Source organism: Kitasatospora sp. A2-31 (assembly GCF_022288725.1).
Lineage (GTDB): Bacteria > Actinomycetota > Actinomycetes > Streptomycetales > Streptomycetaceae > Kitasatospora.
In genome coordinates this window covers 640,314-661,502 of record NZ_JAKNTA010000001.1, presented here as the reverse complement: position 1 = coordinate 661,502, position 21,189 = coordinate 640,314, and the positions used below count along the sequence as shown (strand labels likewise).

General features: G+C 76.3%; 20 protein-coding genes. 9 read left to right on the top strand and 11 right to left on the bottom strand.

Annotated features, from left to right (window positions below; genetic code table 11):
- Positions 1 to 19: 19 nt before the first annotated feature.
- Complete coding sequence (locus MCM47_RS02935; RefSeq protein ID WP_238741491.1) at positions 20 to 583, bottom strand: TetR family transcriptional regulator; 564 nt, start codon at positions 581 to 583, stop codon at positions 20 to 22.
- A gap of 546 nt (positions 584 to 1,129) precedes the next feature.
- Here MCM47_RS02935 and MCM47_RS02930 point away from each other — a divergent pair.
- From MCM47_RS02930 to MCM47_RS02920, 3 genes are all read left to right on the top strand, one after another.
- On the top strand, positions 1,130 to 2,440 hold the full coding sequence (locus tag MCM47_RS02930; protein WP_238740638.1) for a glycosyltransferase family 4 protein: 1,311 nt from the start codon (positions 1,130 to 1,132) through the stop codon (positions 2,438 to 2,440).
- A 176-nt stretch (positions 2,441 to 2,616) separates the two neighbouring features.
- Positions 2,617 to 3,360 carry a class I SAM-dependent methyltransferase gene (locus tag MCM47_RS02925; RefSeq protein WP_238740636.1) on the top strand — a complete coding sequence of 248 codons (744 nt, stop codon included), beginning with the start codon at positions 2,617 to 2,619 and terminating at the stop codon, positions 3,358 to 3,360.
- Positions 3,357 to 4,436, top strand: coding sequence for a prenyltransferase (locus MCM47_RS02920; RefSeq protein WP_238740634.1), 1,080 nt, complete (start codon positions 3,357 to 3,359; stop codon positions 4,434 to 4,436). Before MCM47_RS02925 ends, MCM47_RS02920 begins: the two co-directional genes overlap by 4 nt.
- A 182-nt stretch (positions 4,437 to 4,618) precedes the next feature.
- Here MCM47_RS02920 and MCM47_RS02915 read toward each other — a convergent pair whose 3' ends face one another.
- The 4 genes from MCM47_RS02915 to MCM47_RS02900 all read right to left on the bottom strand — a co-directional run bounded on the left by MCM47_RS02915 (position 4,619) and on the right by MCM47_RS02900 (position 9,171).
- Positions 4,619 to 5,527: a hypothetical protein gene (locus tag MCM47_RS02915; protein WP_238740632.1), complete on the bottom strand. Its 909-nt coding sequence runs from the start codon at positions 5,525 to 5,527 to the stop codon at positions 4,619 to 4,621.
- A gap of 230 nt (positions 5,528 to 5,757) precedes the next feature.
- Positions 5,758 to 6,843 carry an N-acetylmuramoyl-L-alanine amidase gene (locus tag MCM47_RS02910; protein ID WP_238740631.1) on the bottom strand — a complete coding sequence of 362 codons (1,086 nt, stop codon included), beginning with the start codon at positions 6,841 to 6,843 and terminating at the stop codon, positions 5,758 to 5,760.
- A 7-nt stretch (positions 6,844 to 6,850) separates the two neighbouring features.
- Positions 6,851 to 8,200, bottom strand: coding sequence for a hypothetical protein (locus MCM47_RS02905; protein ID WP_238740629.1), 1,350 nt, complete (start codon positions 8,198 to 8,200; stop codon positions 6,851 to 6,853).
- 317 nt (positions 8,201 to 8,517) lie between these two features.
- Positions 8,518 to 9,171, bottom strand: a complete 654-nt coding sequence (locus tag MCM47_RS02900; protein ID WP_238740627.1) for a class I SAM-dependent methyltransferase — start codon at positions 9,169 to 9,171, stop codon at positions 8,518 to 8,520.
- 262 nt (positions 9,172 to 9,433) lie between these two features.
- Between MCM47_RS02900 and MCM47_RS02895 the strand changes: the two genes are divergently transcribed.
- Entirely contained in the window at positions 9,434 to 10,528 is a 1,095-nt protein-coding gene (locus MCM47_RS02895) for an alcohol dehydrogenase catalytic domain-containing protein (protein ID WP_238740625.1), read from the top strand.
- 133 nt (positions 10,529 to 10,661) lie between these two features.
- Here MCM47_RS02895 and MCM47_RS02890 read toward each other — a convergent pair whose 3' ends face one another.
- The 4 genes from MCM47_RS02890 to MCM47_RS02875 all read right to left on the bottom strand — a co-directional run bounded on the left by MCM47_RS02890 (position 10,662) and on the right by MCM47_RS02875 (position 15,423).
- On the bottom strand, positions 10,662 to 10,832 hold the full coding sequence (locus MCM47_RS02890; protein ID WP_238740623.1) for a hypothetical protein: 171 nt from the start codon (positions 10,830 to 10,832) through the stop codon (positions 10,662 to 10,664).
- A gap of 217 nt (positions 10,833 to 11,049) precedes the next feature.
- Positions 11,050 to 11,202, bottom strand: a complete 153-nt coding sequence (locus MCM47_RS02885; RefSeq protein WP_238740621.1) for a hypothetical protein — start codon at positions 11,200 to 11,202, stop codon at positions 11,050 to 11,052.
- Positions 11,203 to 11,323: 121 nt separating this feature from the next.
- Positions 11,324 to 13,324 carry a S9 family peptidase gene (locus MCM47_RS43125; protein WP_238740619.1) on the bottom strand — a complete coding sequence of 667 codons (2,001 nt, stop codon included), beginning with the start codon at positions 13,322 to 13,324 and terminating at the stop codon, positions 11,324 to 11,326.
- Positions 13,321 to 15,423 carry a hypothetical protein gene (locus MCM47_RS02875; RefSeq protein WP_238740617.1) on the bottom strand — a complete coding sequence of 701 codons (2,103 nt, stop codon included), beginning with the start codon at positions 15,421 to 15,423 and terminating at the stop codon, positions 13,321 to 13,323. Before MCM47_RS02875 ends, MCM47_RS43125 begins: the two co-directional genes overlap by 4 nt.
- Positions 15,424 to 16,085: 662 nt before the next feature.
- Between MCM47_RS02875 and MCM47_RS02870 the strand changes: the two genes are divergently transcribed.
- The 3 genes from MCM47_RS02870 to MCM47_RS02860 are packed head-to-tail and all read left to right on the top strand — an operon-like array spanning position 16,086 to position 18,875.
- The gene (locus tag MCM47_RS02870) at positions 16,086 to 16,922 is read left to right on the top strand and encodes a Nif3-like dinuclear metal center hexameric protein (RefSeq protein ID WP_238740616.1); all 837 of its coding nucleotides are present in this window, start codon (positions 16,086 to 16,088) and stop codon (positions 16,920 to 16,922) included.
- 23 nt (positions 16,923 to 16,945) lie between these two features.
- Positions 16,946 to 17,689, top strand: a complete 744-nt coding sequence (locus MCM47_RS02865) for a zinc ribbon domain-containing protein (protein ID WP_238740615.1) — start codon at positions 16,946 to 16,948, stop codon at positions 17,687 to 17,689.
- Between the two features lie 4 nt (positions 17,690 to 17,693).
- Positions 17,694 to 18,875 (top strand): bifunctional RNase H/acid phosphatase, encoded by a 1,182-nt coding sequence (locus MCM47_RS02860; RefSeq protein ID WP_238740613.1) that lies wholly within the window; start codon positions 17,694 to 17,696, stop codon positions 18,873 to 18,875.
- Positions 18,876 to 18,965: 90 nt separating this feature from the next.
- On the opposite strand, the gene yaaA is transcribed toward MCM47_RS02860, so the two are convergent.
- Positions 18,966 to 19,751, bottom strand: a complete 786-nt coding sequence (yaaA, locus tag MCM47_RS02855; protein WP_238740611.1) for a peroxide stress protein YaaA — start codon at positions 19,749 to 19,751, stop codon at positions 18,966 to 18,968.
- A gap of 47 nt (positions 19,752 to 19,798) precedes the next feature.
- Positions 19,799 to 20,257: a DUF3995 domain-containing protein gene (locus MCM47_RS02850; protein WP_238740609.1), complete on the bottom strand. Its 459-nt coding sequence runs from the start codon at positions 20,255 to 20,257 to the stop codon at positions 19,799 to 19,801.
- Positions 20,258 to 20,394: 137 nt separating this feature from the next.
- Here MCM47_RS02850 and MCM47_RS02845 point away from each other — a divergent pair, with 137 nt between their 5' ends.
- Together MCM47_RS02845 and MCM47_RS02840 are read left to right on the top strand one after the other, a co-directional pair.
- Entirely contained in the window at positions 20,395 to 20,736 is a 342-nt protein-coding gene (locus MCM47_RS02845; RefSeq protein ID WP_238740607.1) for a hypothetical protein, read from the top strand.
- The gene (locus MCM47_RS02840; RefSeq protein ID WP_238740605.1) at positions 20,733 to 21,125 is read left to right on the top strand and encodes a type II toxin-antitoxin system death-on-curing family toxin; all 393 of its coding nucleotides are present in this window, start codon (positions 20,733 to 20,735) and stop codon (positions 21,123 to 21,125) included. The genes MCM47_RS02845 and MCM47_RS02840 overlap by 4 nt, the downstream gene beginning before the upstream one ends.
- Positions 21,126 to 21,189: the final 64 nt, after the last annotated feature.

The window sequence follows — 21,189 nt, the reverse complement described above, 5'->3', positions numbered from 1 at the left end:
CCGGCCCCCACGCGCCCCCTCAGGGCAGGGTGAGCAGCCGCGCCGCCGTGTGCAGGTCGGCGCGGACCTCCGCGATCGAGGCCCGGCCGGACAGCCACGACACCAGGGCCGAGTGCCAGGTGTGCTCGATCACCCGGACGGCGGCACGCTGGCTCTCGGTGGGCGGGCCGGACTGGCCGATCGCGTCCAGGATCAACTGCCCGGTGGCCGAGCTCACGAGGTCCACCTCGGCGCTCACCGAGCGGTCGGCGAAGGAGAGCGCCCGGACCATCGCCTCGGCCAGCAGCGGCTCGCGCTGGAGCGCGTGGAACGCCCGGGTGAGCGTCTCGGCGACCCGCGGCGCCGGCTCCCGCTCCCCCGGCGGATGGCGCCTGACCTGCTCCTGGAGGCCCTGGAGCTGTTCCAGCATCACCGCCACCAGCAAGTGCACCTTGGACGGGAAGTACCGGTACAGGGTGCCGAGCGCGACCTGCGCGCCCTCCGCGACCTCGCGCATCTGCACCGCCTCGTACCCGCCGCGGGCGGCCAGGACGGTGGCGGTGCGGAGGATCCGCCGGCGCCGCTCGGCCTGGCGCGCGGTCAGCGGCGGGTCGGTCGCGAACGACCCGGACGGAGCAGTGGAGGGCGATCCGGGCGACCGGGCGGAGGAGGCGCCGGCCGGCGCCTCCTCCGCGGCCCCGGCCGGGGGAGCGGGAGGACCCGCGGCGTCTGCGGCGGAGGAGGCGCCGGCCGGCGCCTCCTCCGCGGCCCCGGCCGGGGGAGCGGGAGGACCCGCGGCGTCTGCGGCGGAGGCGGCGGGGGGCGCGGGCGTGGCGGACGACGGCAAGGATGCTCCCGGGGCGCGAGAGTGGCGAGGTGTCCAACATGGTTCCGACGTGGTTCAGAACCGATCCGGAAACCGGTCCGGCGGAGTCGCTCCGGCAGGTCCGGCCGGGTGGTCCGGCGTGGCGTGAATCACCAGCCCTGGCGTCTGACGGAATGCTACGGGCCGGTATCTTCGAGGTCTCTCATTGTTCACATGGTCACTGGTGAACTCCACACCACACTGAAACCTGATCTACTTTAGCGACCGGCAGCACACCCGGCAGCCGACCGGCAGCACACCTAGCAGCAGAGATGGGGGCCGACGATGACCGCGCAGCCGCTGCGGATCGCCCTGTTGTCGTACCGCGGCGACCCGTTCTGCGGTGGCCAGGGCGTCTACGTACGGCACCTCTCCCGTGAACTGGCCCGCCTCGGGCACCACGTGGACGTGATCGGCGCTCAGCCGTACCCGGTGCTGGACGAGGTGGAGGGCCCCGGCTCGGTCCGCCTGGTCGAGCTGCCGAGCCTGGACCTCTACCGCGCCGACGATCCCTTCCGCACCCCCGCCCTCGCCGAGTACCGCGGCCTGGTGGACGTGCTGGAGGTCGCCACCATGCGCACCGGTGGCTTCCCCGAGCCGCTGACGTTCTCGCTCCGCGCCCGCCAGTACCTGGCCCGGCACAAGGGCCGCTACGACGTGGTGCACGACAACCAGACCCTCGGTTACGGCCTGCTCGGACTGGCCCGGCACGGGTTCCCGCTGGTCACCACGATCCACCACCCGATCACCGTCGACCGGCAGCTGGAGCTGGACGCCGCGACCACCCGGCTGCGGCGGCTCTCGCTCCGCCGCTGGTACGCGTTCACCCGGATGCAGCGCCGGGTCACCGCCCGGCTGGACCACATCGTCACCGTCTCCGGCTCCTCGAAGCGGGAGATCGTCGAGCACCTGGGCGCCGCGCCCGGCACGGTCTCGGTGGTGCCGATCGGCGCCGACACCCGGCTCTGGTCGCCGTCCGACCGGATCGCCCGGGTGCCCGGCCGGATCGTCACCACCTCCAGCGCCGACGTCCCGCTCAAGGGCCTCGTCCACCTGGTGGAGGCGCTGGCGAAGGTCCGCACCGAGCGGGACGCGCACCTGGTCGTGGTCGGCAAGCCGCAGAAGGAGCAGGGGCCGGTCTCGGACGCGGTGCGGCGATTCGGGCTGGAGCAGCACATCGAGTTCCGCACCGGGCTGACGGACGGGGAACTGGTCGACCTGTACCGCTCGGCCGAGGTGGCCTGCGTGCCGTCCCTCTACGAGGGCTTCTCGCTGCCGGCCGCCGAGGCGATGGCCACCGGCACGCCGCTGGTCGCCACCACCGGCGGGGCGATCCCCGAGGTGGCCGGGCCGGACGGCGGGACCTGCCTCGCGGTGCCCCCGGGCGACGCGGGCGCGCTGGCGGCCGCGCTCGGCCGGCTGCTGGACGACCCGGAGCTGCGCCGGACCCTCGGCGAGGCCGGTCGCGAGCGGGTGCTGGAGCGGTTCACCTGGCGGCGGGCCGCCGAACTGACCGCGGAGGCCTACCGGAAGGCGATCGCCACCGGGACCGGGCGGCGGGCCCGCTCCGGTCCGGGCTGGCGCTATGTCGCCTGACGGCGCGTCGGAGCGTGCTGTCCGATCCGCGCCGGGCCCGACCCCGGCGCTGGCCGCGGCGTCGGTCGCGCCGGCCGCCGCGGGCGGCCGGTCAGGCCCGCCCGGGTCGGCCCGGGGTCGGCTCCAGGTCGCCCCGGGGCCGGAAACGTTTGGTACCGAAGGAATGGGAGCCCGCAGTGCTGACCGTTGATTTCTCGCGCTTCCCGCTCGCCCCTGGCGACCGGGTGCTCGACCTGGGCTGTGGCGGGGGGCGGCACGCGTTCGAGTGCTACCGGCGCGGGGCCAACGTGGTCGCCCTCGACCAGAACGCCGAGGAGATCGCCGAGGTCAGGAAGTGGTTCGCGGCCATGGAGCAGGCCGGTGAGGCCCCCGAGGGCGCGTCGGCGGTCGCGATCGAGGGCAACGCGCTGGCCCTTCCGTTCGAGGACGAGTACTTCGACAAGATCATCATCTCCGAGGTGATGGAGCACATCCCGGACGACAAGGGCGTGCTCAACGAGATGTTCCGGGTGCTCAAGCCCGGCGGCCTGCTCGCCGTCACCGTGCCGCGCTGGCTGCCGGAGAAGATCTGCTGGGCGCTGTCCGACGAGTACCACGAGGTCGAGGGCGGCCACATCCGGATCTACCGGGGCGACGAACTGCTCGGCAAGCTCAAGGACGCCGGCCTGGAGCCGTACGGCACCCACCACGCGCACGCGCTGCACTCGCCGTACTGGTGGATCAAGTGCGCGGTCGGCGTGGACAACGACAAGGCGCTGCCGGTCAAGGCCTACCACCAGCTGCTGGTCTGGGACATCGTCGGCACCCCGGTGATCAGCACCCTCACCAAGGCCGCCGAGAAGGCGCTCAACCCGGTCATCGGCAAGAGCTTCGTCGCCTACGCCTCCAAGCCGAACCGCGCTCCGGGCGGGGTGGCGTGACCGCCGCCGTTCCCGAGGTGCTGCTGCTGGACGGGGTGCTCGACGCCGAGCAGGCCGCCGGCACCGTCCGCAGCATCCTCGCGGAGCAGCAGCGCGACGGCGCCATACCGTGGTTCACGGGGCACCACCTCGACCCGTGGGACCACACCGAGGCCGCGATGGCCCTGGACACGGCCGGCGAGCACGCCGCCGCGAAGGCCGCCTACCGCTGGCTGGCGGACCGCCAGAACGCCGACGGCTCCTGGTACGCGGCCTACGGCTACGGCCACGGCGGCCCGGACGGCGAGGTGGTCAACGCCGCCAAGGAGACCAACTTCTGCGCGTACGTCGCGGTCGGCGTCTGGCACCACCACCTCAGCACCGGCGACGACGCGTTCCTGGAGTGGATCTGGCCCGTCGTCCGGCGCGCGCTGGACTTCATCGTCGGCCTGCGGCTGCCGGGCGGGCCGATCGCCTGGCGGGTGGCCGAGAACGGCGAGGCGACCGACGAGGCGCTGCTGACCGGTTCCTCCAGCATCCTGCACGCCCTGCGCTGCGGCCTGGCGATCGCCGACTACCTGGAGGAGCCGCAGCCCGACTGGGAGCTGGCGGCCGGCCGGCTGCGGCACGCGATCGCCCACCACCCCGAGCGGTTCCTGGACAAGGACCGCTTCTCGATGGACTGGTACTACCCGGTCCTCGGCACCGCGCTGCGCGGCCCGGCCGCGCTGGAGCGGATCGAGCGGGAGTGGGACCGCTTCGTCGTCCCGGGCCTGGGCGTCCGCTGCGTCAGCGACCGGCCCTGGGTGACCGGCGGCGAGAGCGCCGAACTGGCGCTGGCGCTCTGGGCGGTCGGCGAGTCCGACCGCGCGGTGGACATCCTGCGGTGGATCCAGAAGCACCTGCGGCACACCGACGGCTCGTACTGGACCGGCTACGTGTTCGAGGACGACGCCATCTGGCCCGAGGAGCGCACGACCTGGACGGCGGGGGCGCTGCTGCTGGCCGTGGCCGCGCTCGGCGGCGACCCGGCCACCGTGGCGGTCTTCGGCGGCGACGACCTGCCGACCGGGCTGGTGGTCCAGGACTGCTGCTGAGCGGTCCGGCGGCCCGCCCGTGAGCGGTTGCGTTCCGCGGGGTCGCGCGCCCCGGGTGCCGTCGTGTCGTGCGCGGTCGCGCGCCCGCGGAGCCGGCGTCAGGACCCGTGAGCGCCGAAGGGGCGGGACCGGAGTGGATCCGGTCCCGCCCCTTCGGCGTGGTGCTGTCCGTCGTCCGGACGTCAGCCGCGCTGGATGCCCGTGGTGTCGACCAGCACGCCCTGGGTGCCGTCCTGGAGCTGGGCGACCAGCGCGGTGCCGCGCTGCTCGACCGCCAGGTACCAGGTGCCCGGGATCAGTTCGCCGACCGGGCCGCCGGCCGGGTTGTCCTTCGGGGCCAGCTGGCGCGGCGCCGGAACGGCGAACCAGAACGGCGCGAAGTCGGCCGCCGGAGCCGCCGGGCCGGGCTGGGCCTGGACGGCCGGGGCCGGCTGCGGGGCGGCCTGGGCCGCCGCGTCCTGCGGCTGGCCGGGCTGGCCGGCCTGCGGGGCCGGGTAGCCGTAGCCGCCGGGCTGGCCGCCGAAGGCCGGGGACTGCGCCTGGAGCGGGTCCTGACCCTGGGCCGGGTAGCCGTACTGACCGGGCTGGCCCGGCTGCGGGCCCGGGTAGCCGCCGGCGAAGCCCTGCGGGGCGGCCGGCTTGTCGGTGACGAGCGGCGCCTTCAGGGCGGGCACCAGCGGGCCGGCCGCGGCCGCACCGGCGAGCACGATCAGCGCGATGACGGCGAGCCAGGCGCCGAAGCCGTGGTCCAGGCCCTTCGGGCCGCCGCCCAGCGCCCAGATCGAGGTCCAGAGCGCGGTGACGGCGAAGGCGATGCCCCACTGGTCCAGCCGCAGGCCGAGCACCTGGCGGTTGGCGGCGGCGGCGCCCTGGAAACGCTGCACCAGGATCAGCGCGGCGGCGATGATGCCGAGCAGGAAGACCGAGGGCAGGATGGGGAACAGGTCGCTGTCCCAGGCGTTCGTCGAGGTGTCGCCGCAGTACCTGCCGCTGCAGTCAACGGTCCAGTACGGCAGGAAGGAGGCGATGAAGAGCAGGACGGCCGCACCTGCGACGGCAGCGTCTCCCCTGGTGAGAGCGCGCAGATTCACTAACGTTCCCCTCGTTGGTGTGTCGTGGTCGGCGGTTTTGCGTGGTCGGCTTGGCCGGCCCGGAAACTCCGAACGGACCAGAAGCCTAGGGCCAACCGCCTCGCGGGTGCACAGCGGGCTCGGGAATGGGGCGAAGTCGTTGCAAACTGCGCGCGTCCGTCCCCCTGCCGTCCACCGTCGGGTCGGACGGTTCCTTCCCGCCCGGACGCGGTCCCGATCCTGCCCGCCGCCTACCGCGTGGTCAGAAACGTCGTCAGGGCGTCGGCGATCCCCTGGGCCGCCTGCTGGCGCCACTGAGGGTCCGTCATCCGCTTGGCGTCGGCCGAGTTGCGCATGTTACCGCACTCGATGAACACCTTGGGGACGGTCGAGAGGTTCAACCCGCCGAGGTCGGAGCGGGTGTCGAGGCCCTGACTCGCCGTGTAGTCGGCGTACGGCTCACCCGTGGCCGAGCGGAAGCCGTCGCGCAGCAGTAGGCCGAGCCGGTGCGAGGGCGAGACGATCGCCGAGGTGTCCGCCTTCCCCGCGACCACCTTGGCGGGCATGATCACGTGGAAGCCGGTGCCGCCGGCCGGACCGCCGTCCCCGTGCACCGAGACCGCCGCGTCGGCGTGCGCCTCGTTCCCGGCCTTCGCCCGCTCGTCGATGCACGGGCCCCACGGCCGGTCGCCGTCCTGGACCAGCACCACGGTGGCGCCACGGGCGGTGAGGATCGCCCGGGCCCGGCGGACCACGTCCAGCGTGAACTCGGCCTCGGTGAAGCCGGCGTTCGTGGAGGTGCCGGTGGTGTCGCACTCCTTGCGGGCGTTGCCGATGTCCACCTGGCGGTTGATCTCGGCGGTGTGGGAGAAGTTGCCGGGGTTGTGGCCGGGGTCGAGCAGGACGGTCCGGCCGGTGAGCGCGGTGGCCGGGAACGTCCCGGGGGCCGCCGGGACGGCGGGAGCAGAGGCGCCGGGTGCCGGGGTGCCCGGTCCGGTGGCCGGCGCCGAGGCGCCCGGTGCGCTGGGGGCGGCCTCCGCGGGCGCGGTGGCGGAGGGCGCCGCGGGAGAGCTCGGCGGGACCGCCGCCGTACCGCTCCCGGTGGCCGGGCCGGCGCCGTCCGGGCCGGCCGTCCCCGACCCGCTCGCCCCGCCGGGGGTGCCGGTCGCACCGGCGGGGGCCGCGCCGTCCGCCCGGTCGTGGCCGTCGACGGCCTGCCAGCCCAGCCAGCCGGCCAGGCAGAGCGGCACCACGACGCCGACCACGGTGGTGGTGCGCAACAGGAGGGAACGGCGGGGTCGGTCGTCCTCGGGCGTGCCGGGGGTGGTGCGGGTCACGTGTGGTTCAGATCCTGTCCTGGGTGCGCGTGGTCAGGCCGTAGGAGTCGGCGATCGGCTTCCACTTCGCCACGAAGTCCTTCTTCGCCTGCGTGGCCTGCGGGTTGAGCTCGTCGGCGCGCTTCTTGTCGGCGGTGTTCGGGGCGGTGCCGGAGCAGCCCTGGGCCGACACCGCGCGCGCCCAGCTCGCGTACGCGCGGTCGATGTCGGCGGACAGCTGCCAGGCCGACTTCAGCGTGGCCACCGCCTCCGCGCCGCCCGGCAGGTCGGTGACGGACAGTGCGGCGAGCTTGGCGAGCAGCTGGTCGCGCTGCTTGGCGCCGCTGTCGAAGACCTGCGCCGAGCTGTCGATGTCCGACTTGGCGGGGCAGCTGTTCACCTTGGCGACCGCGTTGCCGATCGGTGCCTTCGCGCTCTCGCCCTGGGTCAGCAGCTCGTCCAGGGCCTTCGCCTGGCTCTGCGCGTTGGGGCCGGGCGCGCCGGCCGTCGGGCTGGCGGACGCGCCGGGGGAGGCGGTGTCGCCGGCGGTCGGGCTCGGCGCGCCGGCCGCGTCGGTGGGCACCGGGGCGGGCTGGGGGCTGCCGGAGCCGGTCGGGGCGGCCGCGGTGGCGGACGGGGCCGGGGCGGCCTGCTCGGCGGAGGAGTCCTTGTCCTTCACCGCCCAGAGGATGCCGCCGCCGAGCGCCAGCACGAACAGCACGGCGAAGGCGAGCAGCAGCGGTGCGCGCTTGTTGCCGGGGCGGTCCTCGCCGTCCAGCTCCTCGTAGCCGGTGGCGTAGTCCGGCTGCCCGTAGCCCTGCCCGTAGCCCTGCCCGTAGGGCTGGGAGCCGTAGGGCGCGGCGTCGTACGGCTGCGGGTACGGCGGCTGGGGGTGGCCCTGCGGCGGGGACGGGGGGCCCCGCGGTGCCTGGGCTGGTGCCGCCGGGTAGCCGGGGACGCCGGCCGGGGGCTGCGGGGCGCCCGGGTACGGGCCCTGGCCCTGCGGGGCCGCGTGGTCCGGGAAGCCCGTGCCGCGCGGGGCGGCCGGCGGCGGGGCGGACGCCGGGAAGGCCGCCGCGGTCGGGGCGTCGTGAGCGGGGGCCGGGGACAGGTACGGGCGGGCGCCGAGCGGCGGGCCCTGGTCGCCGACGGCGCCCGGCGCGGGCGGCCGGGCCATCGGCGAGTGGAGCGGCTGCCGGGCCCCGGGCGGCTGCGCCTGCGGCGGCTGGGGTGCTCCGGCGGGCGGGGCCGGGGGCGCGGCGGGGTCCGGCGCGGGCGCGGTGGCCGACTGCTGCTGCGGGCCGCGGACCCAGCCGCCGGCGCCGCCGCGCGCGGTGGGGTCCCAGACCGCCGGAGCGGTGTTCTGCTGGTCGGTCATTGCGCTGGCCCCCACAGTCCGCCGGATGCTCTGCCTGGTGTCGTGTCGCCGCGTGCCCGTGCGGCCGGTCCTGGGGCTGCCCGGTCGCCTGCCGCTCCGGCCGAACGGCCGCGCGGACACCGTATCGTTCGAACCCCCGCCCGACAGCCCCGGCACGACGTTAGAGCATCCGTGATCGCCCGTGGGGGCGGTCCGCGGATCTACCCGGGGGTACGCCGGGAGCGCGGTGCGGGTGGCGGGTGGCGCGCGGCGGGGGCGGGTCGGGGGCTGCGGGGCGGCGGCCGGGGCGCGGGTGGCGGGTCGGCCGGTGGCGCGGGTCAGCCGGCGGTGCGGCGCAGCACGCGCAGCGAACCGGTGACCGAGATCTCCTCGAAGCCCTCGGCGAGCGCCCGCAGGTACACCCGGTAGGGCGCCTGGCCGCCGTCCGCCGGGTCGGGGAAGACGTCGTGCACCACCAGCAGGCCCTCGGGCGCCAGGTGCGGCACCCAGCCCTCGTAGTCGCCGGTGGCGTGCTCGTCGGTGTGGCCGCCGTCGATGAACACCAGGCCGAGCCGACCGCCCCAGAGCGCGGCGATCTGCGGCGAGCGGCCCACCAGTGCGACCACGTGCTCCTCCAGACCGGCCGCGTGCAGCGCGCGGCGGAAGCGGGGGAGCGTGTCCATCAGACCCACCTGCGGGTCCACGAGCTCCGGGTCGTGGTACTCCCAGCCGGGCTGCTGCTCCTCGGAGCCGCGGTGGTGGTCGACGGTGAGCGCCACCGTCCCCGTCTCCCGGGCCGCCCCGGCGAGCAGGATCGCCGACCGTCCGCAGTACGTGCCGATCTCCAGCACCGGCAGCCCGGTGCGCCGCGCGGCCGTCACGGCGGCGGCGTACAGCGCGAGGCCCTCGTCGACCGGCATGAAGCCGGTCGCGCCCTCGAACGCCGCCAGCACGTCGGCCCCGGGGTGGGCGGTCTCCAGGAGGTCGGACATGCGGGGCTCCTTGCCGGGGGATCGGTGCGGCTGCTTCGCCGTCGGACCCTACTCGACGGTACGGCCCACCGTCGCCTCCGGCCCCGGCCCCGGGCCCGCCGGGCGCCGCCGCTGACCTGCGACGCCGCGACCCGTCCACCTGTCGACGTACCGCTCGGCCCGGGGCGTCCGGACCCGCGGGTGGAACGTGTTCTACTCCGTGCGGGCACGGCGTGCCAGAATCGGCCGCGACCCACCGATCCGAGGGGACGGGAGCAGCCCCATGCGCGCAGCCATCCTGCACAACACCGGCCAGGACGCGCTCGACGTCCGCGACGACGTGCTGGCGGTGGGCTTCGGCCCCGGAAAGGTGCGGGTGCGCCTGCGGGCGGCCAGCCTCTGCCACTCGGACCTCTCGGCGATGAACGGCGTCCTGCCGCAGCCCGCGCCGTTCGTGCCCGGACACGAGGGCGCCGGGGACGTCGTCGAGGTCGGCGAGGGCGTGACCGGCATCGCGGTCGGCGACCGGGTGGTGCTCTGCTGGATGGCCCCCTGCGGCCGCTGCGCGCACTGCGAGCGCGGCCGCGGGCACCTGTGCGTGGCCAGTCTGCGCCGGCTCGGCGCGCCGGGCTTCCGCTTCGACGAGGGCCGCGCGGGCGGCCCGGTCGAGGCCTCCGCCTTCTACGGCACGGGGTCGTTCGCCGAGGAGGTGGTGGTCGAGCGCAACGCCGTGATCAAGGTCCCCGCCGACCTGCCGTACGAGCTGGCCGCCCTGATCGGCTGCGGGGTGACCACGGGCATCGGCGCCGCCGTCCACACCGCGCGGGTCGAGCCGGGCGCCTCGGTCGCGGTGCTCGGCGCGGGCGGCGTGGGCGTCGCGGCCGTGCAGGGCGCGCGGGTCTGCGGCGCCGGCCGGATCGCGGTGGTGGACCCGGTGGTCTCGCGGCGCGAGCGGGCGCTGGCCTTCGGGGCCACCGACGCGCTCGCCCCCGAGGAGCTGAAGGCGTTCGCGAAGGGCCTGCCGGGTGGCGGGTTCGACTACGTCTTCGAGGCGGTCGGCCGGGCGGCCACCGTCCGGGCGGGGTACGACGCCGCGCGGCGCGGCGGCGCGGTGGTGGTGATCGGCGCCGGGGCGCAGGACGACCTCGCGCAGTTCACCATGGGCGAGCTGTTCTTCAACGAGAAGCGCCTGCTGCCCTCGCTGTACGGCGGAGCGCCGGTGCCGCGCACCGTCGCGCTGGTGGTGGACCTGTGGCGGGCCGGGCGGATCGACCTCGCCGGGATGGTCACCCACCGGGTCGGCCTGGCGGACGTCAACGAGGCCATCGCGCAGATGCGGAGCGGCGAGGCGCTGCGGACGGTCGTCACGCTGGACTGAGTGGGCCCCGGGGGCGGCGGTCGGCGGCGGGCGGCCGGCGGCCGGGCGGGGTCGTCGTCGGGCGGGTGCCGGCGGTGAACGGAAGGGCCCGCCGGGGTGACCGGCGGGCCCTCGACGTGACGTGGTGCGGGGTTCAGTTCTGCGCGGCGGCGCGGTGCCTGCCGTGCGGGTCGGCCTCGGGCCTGTCGTCGGCGGCGGAACGGCCGCGGTGGCGGCCGTGCGACGCGGTGTCCTCGGCCGTGATCTCGTCGGCGTCGGTCCCGTGGGCCGCGGGTCCGGTGGTGTCGGTGAGGGTGTCGGACATCAAGATCGTCTTCCGTGGGAGGGTGCGGATGCTTCGGCGCCTGGCTGGCGCCACGGGCGCGAGCGGGCGCGTGAACGGCGCGACCGGCAGGGCCGGTACGGCGCCGGCGTGACCGGTGCGATCGGCCGCGGTGGTCGCGGTGGCCGCGCCGGAGCCGGTGATCACGGCCCGTGCCCCGGCCACCATAACCGCACGGGTGGACGAGATCCTATCGAGATCACGACGGGCGCCCGGGGAGCGGTCCGGCGTGGTAAAGGCCGGCACGGGGGCCGGTGGACCCCAGCCGGTGGCCGACCCGTTCGCGGTAGAGCGGGGACAGGGCCAGGGGCTGGCGCTCGCCGGCCGAGAGCGTGCCGGGATCGGCGATCACGCCGTCCGGGCTGTGTGAGGGCGTGCGCGGCCGGGGGAGCGCCCTGCCGAACGGGTCGCCGGCACCCCCCCCGAGGGGCCGGTGTCGCGGCCCCGGCCCGGGTGGCGGCCCGGGACCCGGGTCACCCCGGCCGGCCGGTGCGCAGGAACGCCGCCAGCAGCTCGTGGAGCACCGCGGCACCGTCCTCCGCGAGCACCTCGTGCCCGGAGCCGGCCGCCTCCACGTACCGGAAGTCCGCGCCCTCGGTGCGGCCGATCCGCAGCAACTCGTGCCGCAGTGAACGGGACTGGCTCACCGGGACGACCTCGTCCCGGTCCCCGTGCACCACCAGCAGCGGCGCGCTCAACCGGTGCGCCAGCTGCAGCACGTCGCGCGGTCCGCGGGCGTCCGCGATCAGCTCGCCGCCGCCCAGCCGCGTGGTCAACGCCCGCACCGGAGCGGCTGCTTCCGCCAGCAGCCGGGCGCCGGACAGGAACGGTGCGACCACCGCGCACCGGGCGACGTGCTCGGTCGGCGCGTGTGCGGCCGCCAGCAGCGCGAGGAACGCGCCGTAGCTGACGCCGAACAGGGCGGGCGGCTCCAGGCCGAGCGCCGCGCGCTGGCCCGCGATCCCGTCCAGCAGGTGCAGGACGTCGTCGAGGTCCGGCCCGCCCCAGGAACCCCGGATGGCCATCGCGTGCGCCACCCCGTAGCCCGTGGAGCCTCGTTGGTTCGGCGCGACGACGGCGAGCCCCTCGGCCGCCATCCGCTGCAGGGTCGGGTCGAACTCCAGCCGCCAGGCGTCCGCCGGGCCGCCGTGCAGGGCGAGGACCAGGTGCGGGCTGCTCAGCCAGGCCTCGCCGCCGTACACCACGGCCTCCAACGGGCCTGCCGGACCAGCGAGTTCGAGGCTGTGTGCCGGGTGCCAGCGGCCACCGTCCCCGGGCTGGGTGGAGCCGTCGAGCCGCCAACCGGGCGGCGCGGTGAGGGGGGTGTGCGTGCCGCCGGGCTGCCAGGGCAGGACGGTGTCCCGCCAGGGGCCGGGCAGGCCGGAGCGGAGCGGGGCCAACTGCAGGGGCAGCGGGGCCGGTCCGGACGCGGGGGCGGCCGGTCCGTGCGCCAGCAGGGCGTCCACGTCCAGGCCGGCCAGGGCTGCCGGATGGTCGGGTGCGGAGTACGGCATCCGCAGCGTCGTCTCCGACCAGTGCGCGACGGCGCCGAGCCGCCCGGGCGGCACCGGCAGCGGGTCGAGGCGTCCGAGGGTGGGCCGCCAGAGCGCGAGCGAGGAGCCGGCGCCGTGGTCGATCTGGATCGCGACGCGGACCCCGTCCGCGGCCGACCGCAGCGCCACCGGCCGCAGGAACATCCCCGCCACGTGCAGGCGTTCGGGGAACCGCAGCGGCTCGCCGCCGCCCAGCACGCCCCAGCCGAGCCGGTCGCTGCCGGGGGCGTCGCTGCGCACCATCGCGAAGCGGCTGTCGGGGTCGAACAGTGCCAGCCGGTCGTTGCTGCGCTCGCCGATCTCTAGCAACGGGGTGATCGCACCGCTACGCAGGTCCAGGACCACGGTACGGACGATGCCGTCGGCCACCCGGTCCAACGCCAGGAGTGCACCGGTGCGGTCGAGCCAGACGCCGCCGCCGTGCAGCCCCGGGATCTCGGCGACCTGCCGGGGCTCGCGACCGTCGCCGTGGACCAGCCAGACGGTGGTGGCCGGCCGGGTGTCGCTGCCCAGCGCGACGGCGACCGGTGCTCCGGGGTCGGCCGGGGCGTCCGCCGGGAGCGGCAGCAGCCGCAGGCCGGGGCGCCGGAGAGCGGCCAGCGGGGTCTCCAGGGTGGCCGGTTCGGTGCCGGGCGGGGCGGCGGTGAGCTTCACCAGCTCGTGCCGTTCGCCGTCGTGCCGGCAGACCAGGACCGATCCGTCGGGCAGCGCGACCAGTTCGGAGCGGAGGTTCTCGGACCGGTTGCCGGGCAGCGCCAGCGGGGTCGGGACGGCGGGGCCGCTCGCGGGCAGCTGCCAACTCTCCGCGTACCAGCCGCCGTCGGCCGCGGAGGCCAGGCAGGCGGCATGGCTGCCGTCGGCGGCGAAGGTGAAGCTGAGCCGGCGCAGCGCCTGCGTCGCGGCGCGGACGACCACGTTCACGTCGTCCTCACCTCGCCGGTCCGGGCCCGGTCTTCACCCGGCCGGCGCCGTACCTCGGCGGTGCCGGCCGGCGCGTCGTCCGCCCGGCTCGGTACCCCGGTGGTGCCGCGCGGCAGGTCCCCGGTCCCGGGCGTTCCGCCGGCGGCGGGACGGTGCACGGGGCGCGCCGGTACCGGGTCCACCCAGAGCCGGGGGCCGCCGTGCCGGAGTCGGAGCAGGAAGGCGAGCGCGCCCGCCGTTCCCGTGCCGTACGCGGCGGCGCAGCCGGTGCCGGTCCCGTCGGGCAGGACCAGCAGGCCGTCGCGCAGCGCCGACCTGGCCGCGATCAGCTGGGCCGACTCCTCGGCGCCGGTGCGGAATTCCGCATCTCCGGCCACCGGGCGGGGGACGTCGCCGCGCGCGGCCTCCGCCAGGGCCTCCCGCACCCGGTCCAGGCCCCACCGCAGCTCCGGCTCCTCCGCCCGCAGTCCCAGCACCACCGGTGCCAGCCGTCGCGCGGTCTCGCCGGAACGGGCGGCGAGGGCGAGCCAGCGGCCGAGCCGGTCGGCGACCGGGCGGGCGTGCGGCAGGTCCTCGGGCAGCAGCGGGTCGTGGCCGGTGGCGAGCAGGAAGAACAGCCCGCCGAGCGCGTAGCGGTCGGCCGCCGGCTCGGCCACGCACAGGCCGTCCGTGACCCGGCCGGGCCGGCCGACCCGGCGGCCTGTACCGGCAGCCGCACCCGCCCCGGCACCCGCACCCGCCCCGGCGGCCGTGCCGGCCGGGGCCGCGCCGACCAGAGCCAGCCGGCCCGGCCCCTGTTCGGGGGCCCGGTACCCGGGGGTGCCGGCCGAGCCGACCCGGCGGCCGGCCTCCGCGGCCAGCTCCAGGTCGACCAGCCGCAGCGAGCCGTCCGGTTGCACCAGGACGTTCCCGGGGGAGAGGTCGCGCAGCACCAGCCCCAGCTCGTGGACGCGTTGCAGCAGGTCGAGCAGCCTCCGCGCCATCGGCCCCGCTTCGGCCCAGTCGACGTCGGGGCGGCTGTCGCGACGCAGCCGGGCCGCGACCCAGCTGCCCAGCGGTTGACCGGCGATTCGTTCCTGCACGAGGAAGAGCGAGTCGTCCTGCTCGACCAGCTCGACCGGGCGCGGCGCCAGTTCGTGTCCCTCCAACCCGGCCAGCAGGGCTGCCTCGTGCCGCAGGGCGGCCCGGGCGTCGGTGCCCGCGCGGTCCACGTCGATGTGCGCGCGGGCCTGCTTGACCACGACCTCCGCGCCGCCGTCGGTGTCCCGCCCCAGGAAGACGCCGCCCTTGGCGCTGTGCCGGACCGCGCCCGTGATCACGTACCGCCCGGCGAGCAGGACCCCGCCGGCGCCGCGCCGGGCGGCGGTCGGCCTGGCCGCTCCGGGGCGGTGGCCGGTCGCGGACCGCCCAGCCGCTTCGCTGCCGGCGGCCCCGACGCCCGGGCGCCCGGTGCTGCCGTCGGAACCGGCGCCCGCGCCCGCACCGCCACCGCGCCCCGGCACGGGCCCGTCGTCCGAGCCCGCCGGGCGCGTGGGATCGCGCAGGGGGTCCCGCGCCCACGGCGGGCACCGGTACGACGCCCCGCGCACGTCCTCGACCCGCTCACCGGCCGGCCCGCGCAGCATCGAGCGGTAGCCGCCGTCGTTGCCGAGCTCGGCGCGTACCGCGAAGGCGCCGTACCGGTAGTGCACCAGGCTGCCGGGCCGGTACGGGCGGTCGGAGAGGATCACCGGGCCGGGCAGGCCGTCGGTCGCCAGGTGCAGGGCGGCGGCCAGCCGCCGGAACTGCTCCTCGCCCGCCGGGTACACGGTGATGAACTTGCCGGCCGAACCCCGCTCGTCGTTGCGTGAGTTCATCTCGTGTAGCTGCTCCTGTCCGGCCGCGAACCTGAACGCGCACGGGTCGTCGGCCAGCGTTTCGACGACCGCGGCCAGCACCGCGCCCCCCACCGCGGGCGCCGCGCTGACGTGGAGCTTCCAGCCCTCCCCGGCCAGTTCCCCCTCGGCCGGCCTGGCCGTGCACCAGAAGCCGTCGACGGTGACCTCCCAGTCCCCGTCGCCTCCCCGGCTCCCGGCGCCGGCCAGGGCCGACCGCGCCACCTCCGGCCACCCGCCGACCGCACGCGGCGCGTGGTCCGCCGATCCCGTTCCCCCGGCCGTCCGAAGCGATGTGCCTGCCCCCATCCGCTCTCACATCCCTTCGTCTCTGCCGCCGCCCGGCGGGTGCACACTGCTCCGGCACCCGGGCGCGCGGCCGCGGCCTGATCGGTTCCCCGGAAGTACGGAAGCGCCGCCCCGGCCGCGTCCGCCGCGGAGCCGGTCCGATCCGGCGGTCCCCTGCGGCGGAGCGCCCTTCCGACCCCCCGGTCGGGGCAACTCCCGTTCGCGGAAGTGAAGTTACTTTCGGTTTCGGCACGGCCTCAACGCGTGGCGAGTCACTTCACTCGTAAGGGTGATCTGCGCGCGATTTCGAATTCGTGCGAACCGGCCGGTGTGCGCGCCGGCACCCGCGCACCCCGGCGGCAGGGGCGCCCGGACGGCGCGCACACCGGCTCCGACCGGCGCGCGGGGGCGGCCCGACGGCATCCGAACGCCGCTCACCGCAGGTTGACGCGCACCTGTGCGTCCCGTCCCCCACACCGTCGACCCGCACCACCGGCCGTCCCGCGCACCCGCCCGCCCGCGCTACCAGAGCCCTCCGCCCGACCGCCGCAGCCGCCCGGGCGGCCCGGGCGCCCCTGCGCGCACGGTAGTCTCGACAGGTGCCGAATCTGTCCGACGTCATCACCGCACTCGAAGAGGTCTACCCGCCCCAGTGGGCGGAGTCCTGGGACGCCGTCGGCCTGGTCTGCGGCGACCCCCAGGCCGAGGTCCGCCGCGTGCTCTTCGCCGTCGACCCCGTGCAGGCGGTCGTCGACGAGGCCGTGGAGTGGGGGGCCGATCTCGTCGTCACCCACCACCCCCTCTACCTGCGCGGCACCACCAGCGTCGCCGCGACCACCTTCAAGGGCCGGGTGGTGCACACGCTGATCAGCAACGGCATCGCCCTGCACGTGGCACACACCAACGCCGACCACGCCGACCCGGGCGTCTCGGACGCGCTGGCCGAGGCCGTCGGCGTCCGCGTCACCGGTCCGCTGGTGCCGGACCCCACGGACCCGCTGGGCCGGCGCGGCGGCGGGCGGGTCGGCCTGCTGGAGCCCCCGCTCACCCTCTCCGTCTTCGCCGCGCAGGTCGCCAAGGGCCTGCCGGCCACCGCCACCGGGGTGCGCGTCTCCGGCGACCCGAACCGGCTGATCAGCCGGGTCGCGGTCTGCGGCGGCTCCGGTGACAGCCTCTTCGCCGAGGTGCGGGCGGCAGGCGTCGACGCCTACCTGACCGCCGACCTGCGCCACCACCCGGCGTCCGAGGCCGCCGAGGCGGCTCCGGTCGCCCTGCTCGACGCCGCGCACTGGGCCACCGAATGGCCCTGGCTCGCCCTGGCCGAGCGGGCGCTGCACGGTGCCGCCGAGAAGCGCGGCTGGGCCGTGGAGACCAAGGTCTCCCACCGGGTCACCGACCCGTGGACCGCGCACGCCCCCATGTCCTTCACCGCCTGACCCGATTCACAGGAGCTCTCCGCTTGAACGCCGCGCCCGCCGACCAGATCCGCCTGCTCGACCTCCAGGCCATCGACTCGAAGCTCGACCAGCTGGCCCACCGGCGTCGCAGCCTGCCCGAGCACGCCGAGATCGACAAGGCCACCGCCGACCACACCGCGCTCAAGGACCTGGTCGTCGCCGCCCAGGCCCAGCAGGGCGACACCGCCCGCGAGCTGACCAAGGCCGAGCAGGACGTCGAGCAGGTCCGCGCCCGGGCCGCCCGCAACCAGCAGCGCCTGGACTCCGGCGCGATCACCTCGCCGAAGGACCTGGAGAACCTCCAGCACGAGATCGGCTCGCTGGCCAAGCGCCAGGGGGACCTGGAGGAGGTCGTGCTGGAGATCATGGAGCGCCTGGAGACCGCCCAGACCCGGGTCACCGAGCTGAGCGCCCGCCTGGAGCACTCCACCGTCGTGCTGACCGAGGCCGAGGGCCGCCGCGACGCCGCCTTCGCCGAGATCGACGCCGAGGCCGAGAAGGTCAAGCGCGACCGCGAGACCGTGGCCGCCGCCATCCCGGCCGACCTGCTGAAGATCTACACCAAGCTGCGCGAGCAGCAGGGCGGCGTGGGCGCGGCCCGCCTCTACCAGCGCCGCTGCGAGGGCTGCCGCACCGAGTTCTCCATCACCGAGCTGAACGCCATCAAGGCCGAGCCGGCCGACAAGGTCGTCCGCTGCGAGAACTGCTCGCGGATCCTGGTCCGCACCGCCGACTCGGGCGTCTGATCCCGTGGCCGGGCGCAGGCTCATCGTCGAGGCCGACGGCGGCTCCCGGGGCAACCCGGGGCCGGCCGGTTACGGCGCGGTGGTCCGGGACGGCGACACCGGCCAGATCATCGCCCAGGCCGCGGCGTTCATCGGCCACGCCACCAACAACGTGGCCGAGTACAAGGGCCTGATCGCCGGCCTGAGGGCGGCCCGGGAGATCGACCCGGACGCCTCGGTGGACGTCCGGATGGACTCCAAGCTGGTGGTGGAGCAGATGTCCGGGCGCTGGAAGATCAAGCACCCGGACATGCAGCCGCTCGCCGCCGAGGCGCGCACCGTCCTGCCGCGCGGCCAGGTCGAGTACACCTGGATCCCGCGCGAGCGGAACAAGGACGCCGACCGGCTCGCCAACGAGGCGATGGACGCGGGCAAGGCCGGCCGCGCGTGGGAGCCCCGGCCGCTCGCCGGTACGGCGGCCGCGCCGCGGGGCGCCGGTTCCGCGGTGGAGCCGGTGGAGCCGGTGGAACCCCCGCTGGAGAAGGCCGTCCCCAAGGCGGGCTGGGCCGCCCCCGCGGACCTCGGCACGCCGACCACCTTCGTCCTGCTCAGGCACGGCGAGACCCCGCTGACCCCGGAGAAGCGGTTCTCCGGCAGCGGCGGCAGCGATCCCGCGCTCTCCGAGAAGGGCCGCTGGCAGGCCGAGCGCGCCGCCGCGGCGCTGGCCGCCGCCGGTTCGGTCCAGGCCGTCGTCAGCTCCCCGATGCGCCGCACCCGGGAGACCGCGGAGACCGTCGCGGCGCGCCTCGGCCTGGAGGTCCGCTACGAGGACGGGCTGCGCGAGGTCGACTTCGGCGCCTGGGAGGGACTGACCTTCGCCGAGGTGCGGGAGCGCCACCCGGACGACCTCAACGCCTGGCTCGCCTCGCCGAAGGCCAAGCCGACCGGCAGCTCGGAGAGCTTCGCCACCCTCACCCACCGGGCCGCGGTCGCCCGCGACAAGATCCTCGCCCGCTACCCCGGCAGGACGGTGCTGGTGGTCTCGCACGTCAGCCCGATCAAGACGCTGGTCCGGCTGGCGCTCGGCGCCCCGCCGGACTCGATGTACCGGATGGAGTTGTCGGCGGCCTCGCTCTGCGCCGTCCAGTACTACGCGGACGGCAACGCCTCCGTGCGGCTGCTCAACGACACCGGGCACCTGCGCTGACCGCGGCGGGCTCCGGACCGGGGCCCGCCGGCGATCGCCCGCCCGCGCTCGGCCGCCCGCGTTCGCCCGCCGCGCCGGCCGGCCACGCCGTCAGTGCACGTCGGTGACCACCACGTCCAGCTGCCACGGCTTGCGGGCCGTGCCCTCGGCCGCGACCTCCACCCGGTGGCCCAGCTCCAGCAGCGCGTCCACCAGCTCGCCCGGCGTCTTCGGCTCGGCGCCGGCCACCAGCAGGTCCCGGACCAGCCGGCCCTTGGTCGCCTTGTTGAAGTGGCTCACCACGGTGCGGCGGCCGTCGCGCTCCTGCAGCACCCGGACGGTCGCCGTCCGGGACACCACCTCGCCGGCGGGCTTCCACGCCGCCGCGTAGGCCGAGCTGCGCAGGTCCAGCACCAGTCCGTCCGCCGCCTCCGGCAGCACGGACGCCATCGCGCCCCGCCAGAACGCCCCGAGCGCCCCCAGACCGGGGAGTTTCACGCCCATCGAGCAGCGGTACGGCGGGATCCGGTCGCCGATCCGCACCGCGCCCCAGAGCCCGGAGAAGACCAGCAGCGCACGCCCGGCCCGGTCGTACGCGGCCTCGTCCAGGGTGGCCAGGCCGAGGTTGTCGAACAGCACCCCGGTGTACACCTCGCCGGCCGGGAACGCGCCCGCCGTCGGCAGGCCCGCGTTGCGGGCGACCTCACCGCGCAGGCCCGGGCTCAGCCCGAGCACCTCGGCGGCGGTGTCCTCGTCACCCCGGCAGAGCCCGACCAGCGTCTGCAGCACCTGCGTCCGCGCCGCCGTCAGCCCGGGCAGCGAGAGCCCGTCCAGCGCGACCGGCACGCCGTCCCCGGACGCGGCCTTGCCCTCCGAGGGCGGCAACAGCACCAGCACAGCGGACTCCTCGACATTCTGTGGCGGCGGACGCGATCCCCGCCACCCTACGCAACCGCGTCCCGCTGCCGGTAACCCGCGACCGCCACCGCCCCGGCCCCGGCGCCGAGGGCGAGGCAGAGCGGTGAGTAGTAGCGGGCGTCGAGCCGCCGGAACCGCGCCGACTGCCCGCTCAGACCGAGGCCGGACACCAGCAGCCCGCCCGCACCGCGCGCCAGCATCACCGCGGAGACCGTCCGCACCCCGGCCCGCCGCACCCGCGCCGGCCCCGCCGCCGGGAGCACCCCGGACTCCGCCCCCACCAGGTACGCGGCCGCCCCGAGCGCCCCGGCCACCGCGAGGCACGCCGCGGCCGGCGGCATCTCGTCACCCCAGCCGGCCACCGCGTCCGCGAGCTCCGCCGGCGTCCGCAGCGGCCACGGGGACACCGCCCACACCGCGTGCAGCACCCCCGTCCCCGCCAGCACCCCGGCCACCACGGCCCCCGTCGTCTTCACCGCACCCATCACCCAGCCCCCTTCGCCGTACCGATGCCTGCCCCCACGCTACGGCCCTTTACGCGTCCGGCCCCGGCCGCCCTGAAACGGGTGGCCGCCGCCGCCCGGCGCGCCCTACCGTCGAGCTGAACGAGGAGAGTGACGCGATGACCCTGAACCCCCTGGACCTCGCCGCCGGCGGCGACGCCGTGGAGGAGTCCCTGTCCGTCCGGCTGCCCGCCGACCTGGCGCCGGAGACCAGGCAGGCGCTGGAGTTCGCGCTGCGTGCGGCCGCCCAGGCCGTGATGGCCGGCCGCGTGCGGGTCAGCGAGGCGCCGGGTGCGGACCGCGCGGAGCTCGCGTTCGAGGTCCGCCAGTCCGAGCTGCCGGACGCCCTGGCCGAGCCGGTCCGCGCCGAGCGCCCGGACCGCGCCGCGCGCCGCGCCGCCATGGTCGGCCGCATCCGCGAGGCCAACGCGGAGACACTGGAGAGGCTGAAGGACCTGTGAGCGGACCGGGGGGGACCGGGATCGAGTACCTCGACCTGGAGGACGTCACCTACCTGGCCGGCGGCCCGGAGAACATCCGTGATCCGGGCGCCCTGCTCTCCGCCCTGGCCCGCCCGCAGACGAGCCTGTTCGGTGCGGACGCCTACCCGGACCTCTGGTCCAAGGCGGCCGCGCTGGGGCAGAGCCTCGCCCGCAACCACCCGCTGGTCGACCGGAACAAGCGCACCGCCTTCGAGGCGATGCTGCTCTTCCTCGACTACAACGGCGAGCCCTACACCGACCCGCCCCCGGATGCGGCCGTCGCCTTCGTGCTCCGGCTCGCCACCGGCGGCTACGACGACGACGTCGCCCTCGCCGCCGAGGACCTCCGCGAGCTGCTGGGGCGCTGAGCCCGGCGGGGCCGCAGCCGCGGAGGCGGGGGCCGTGGCGACCCCGCCACCCGGACGGTCGGTT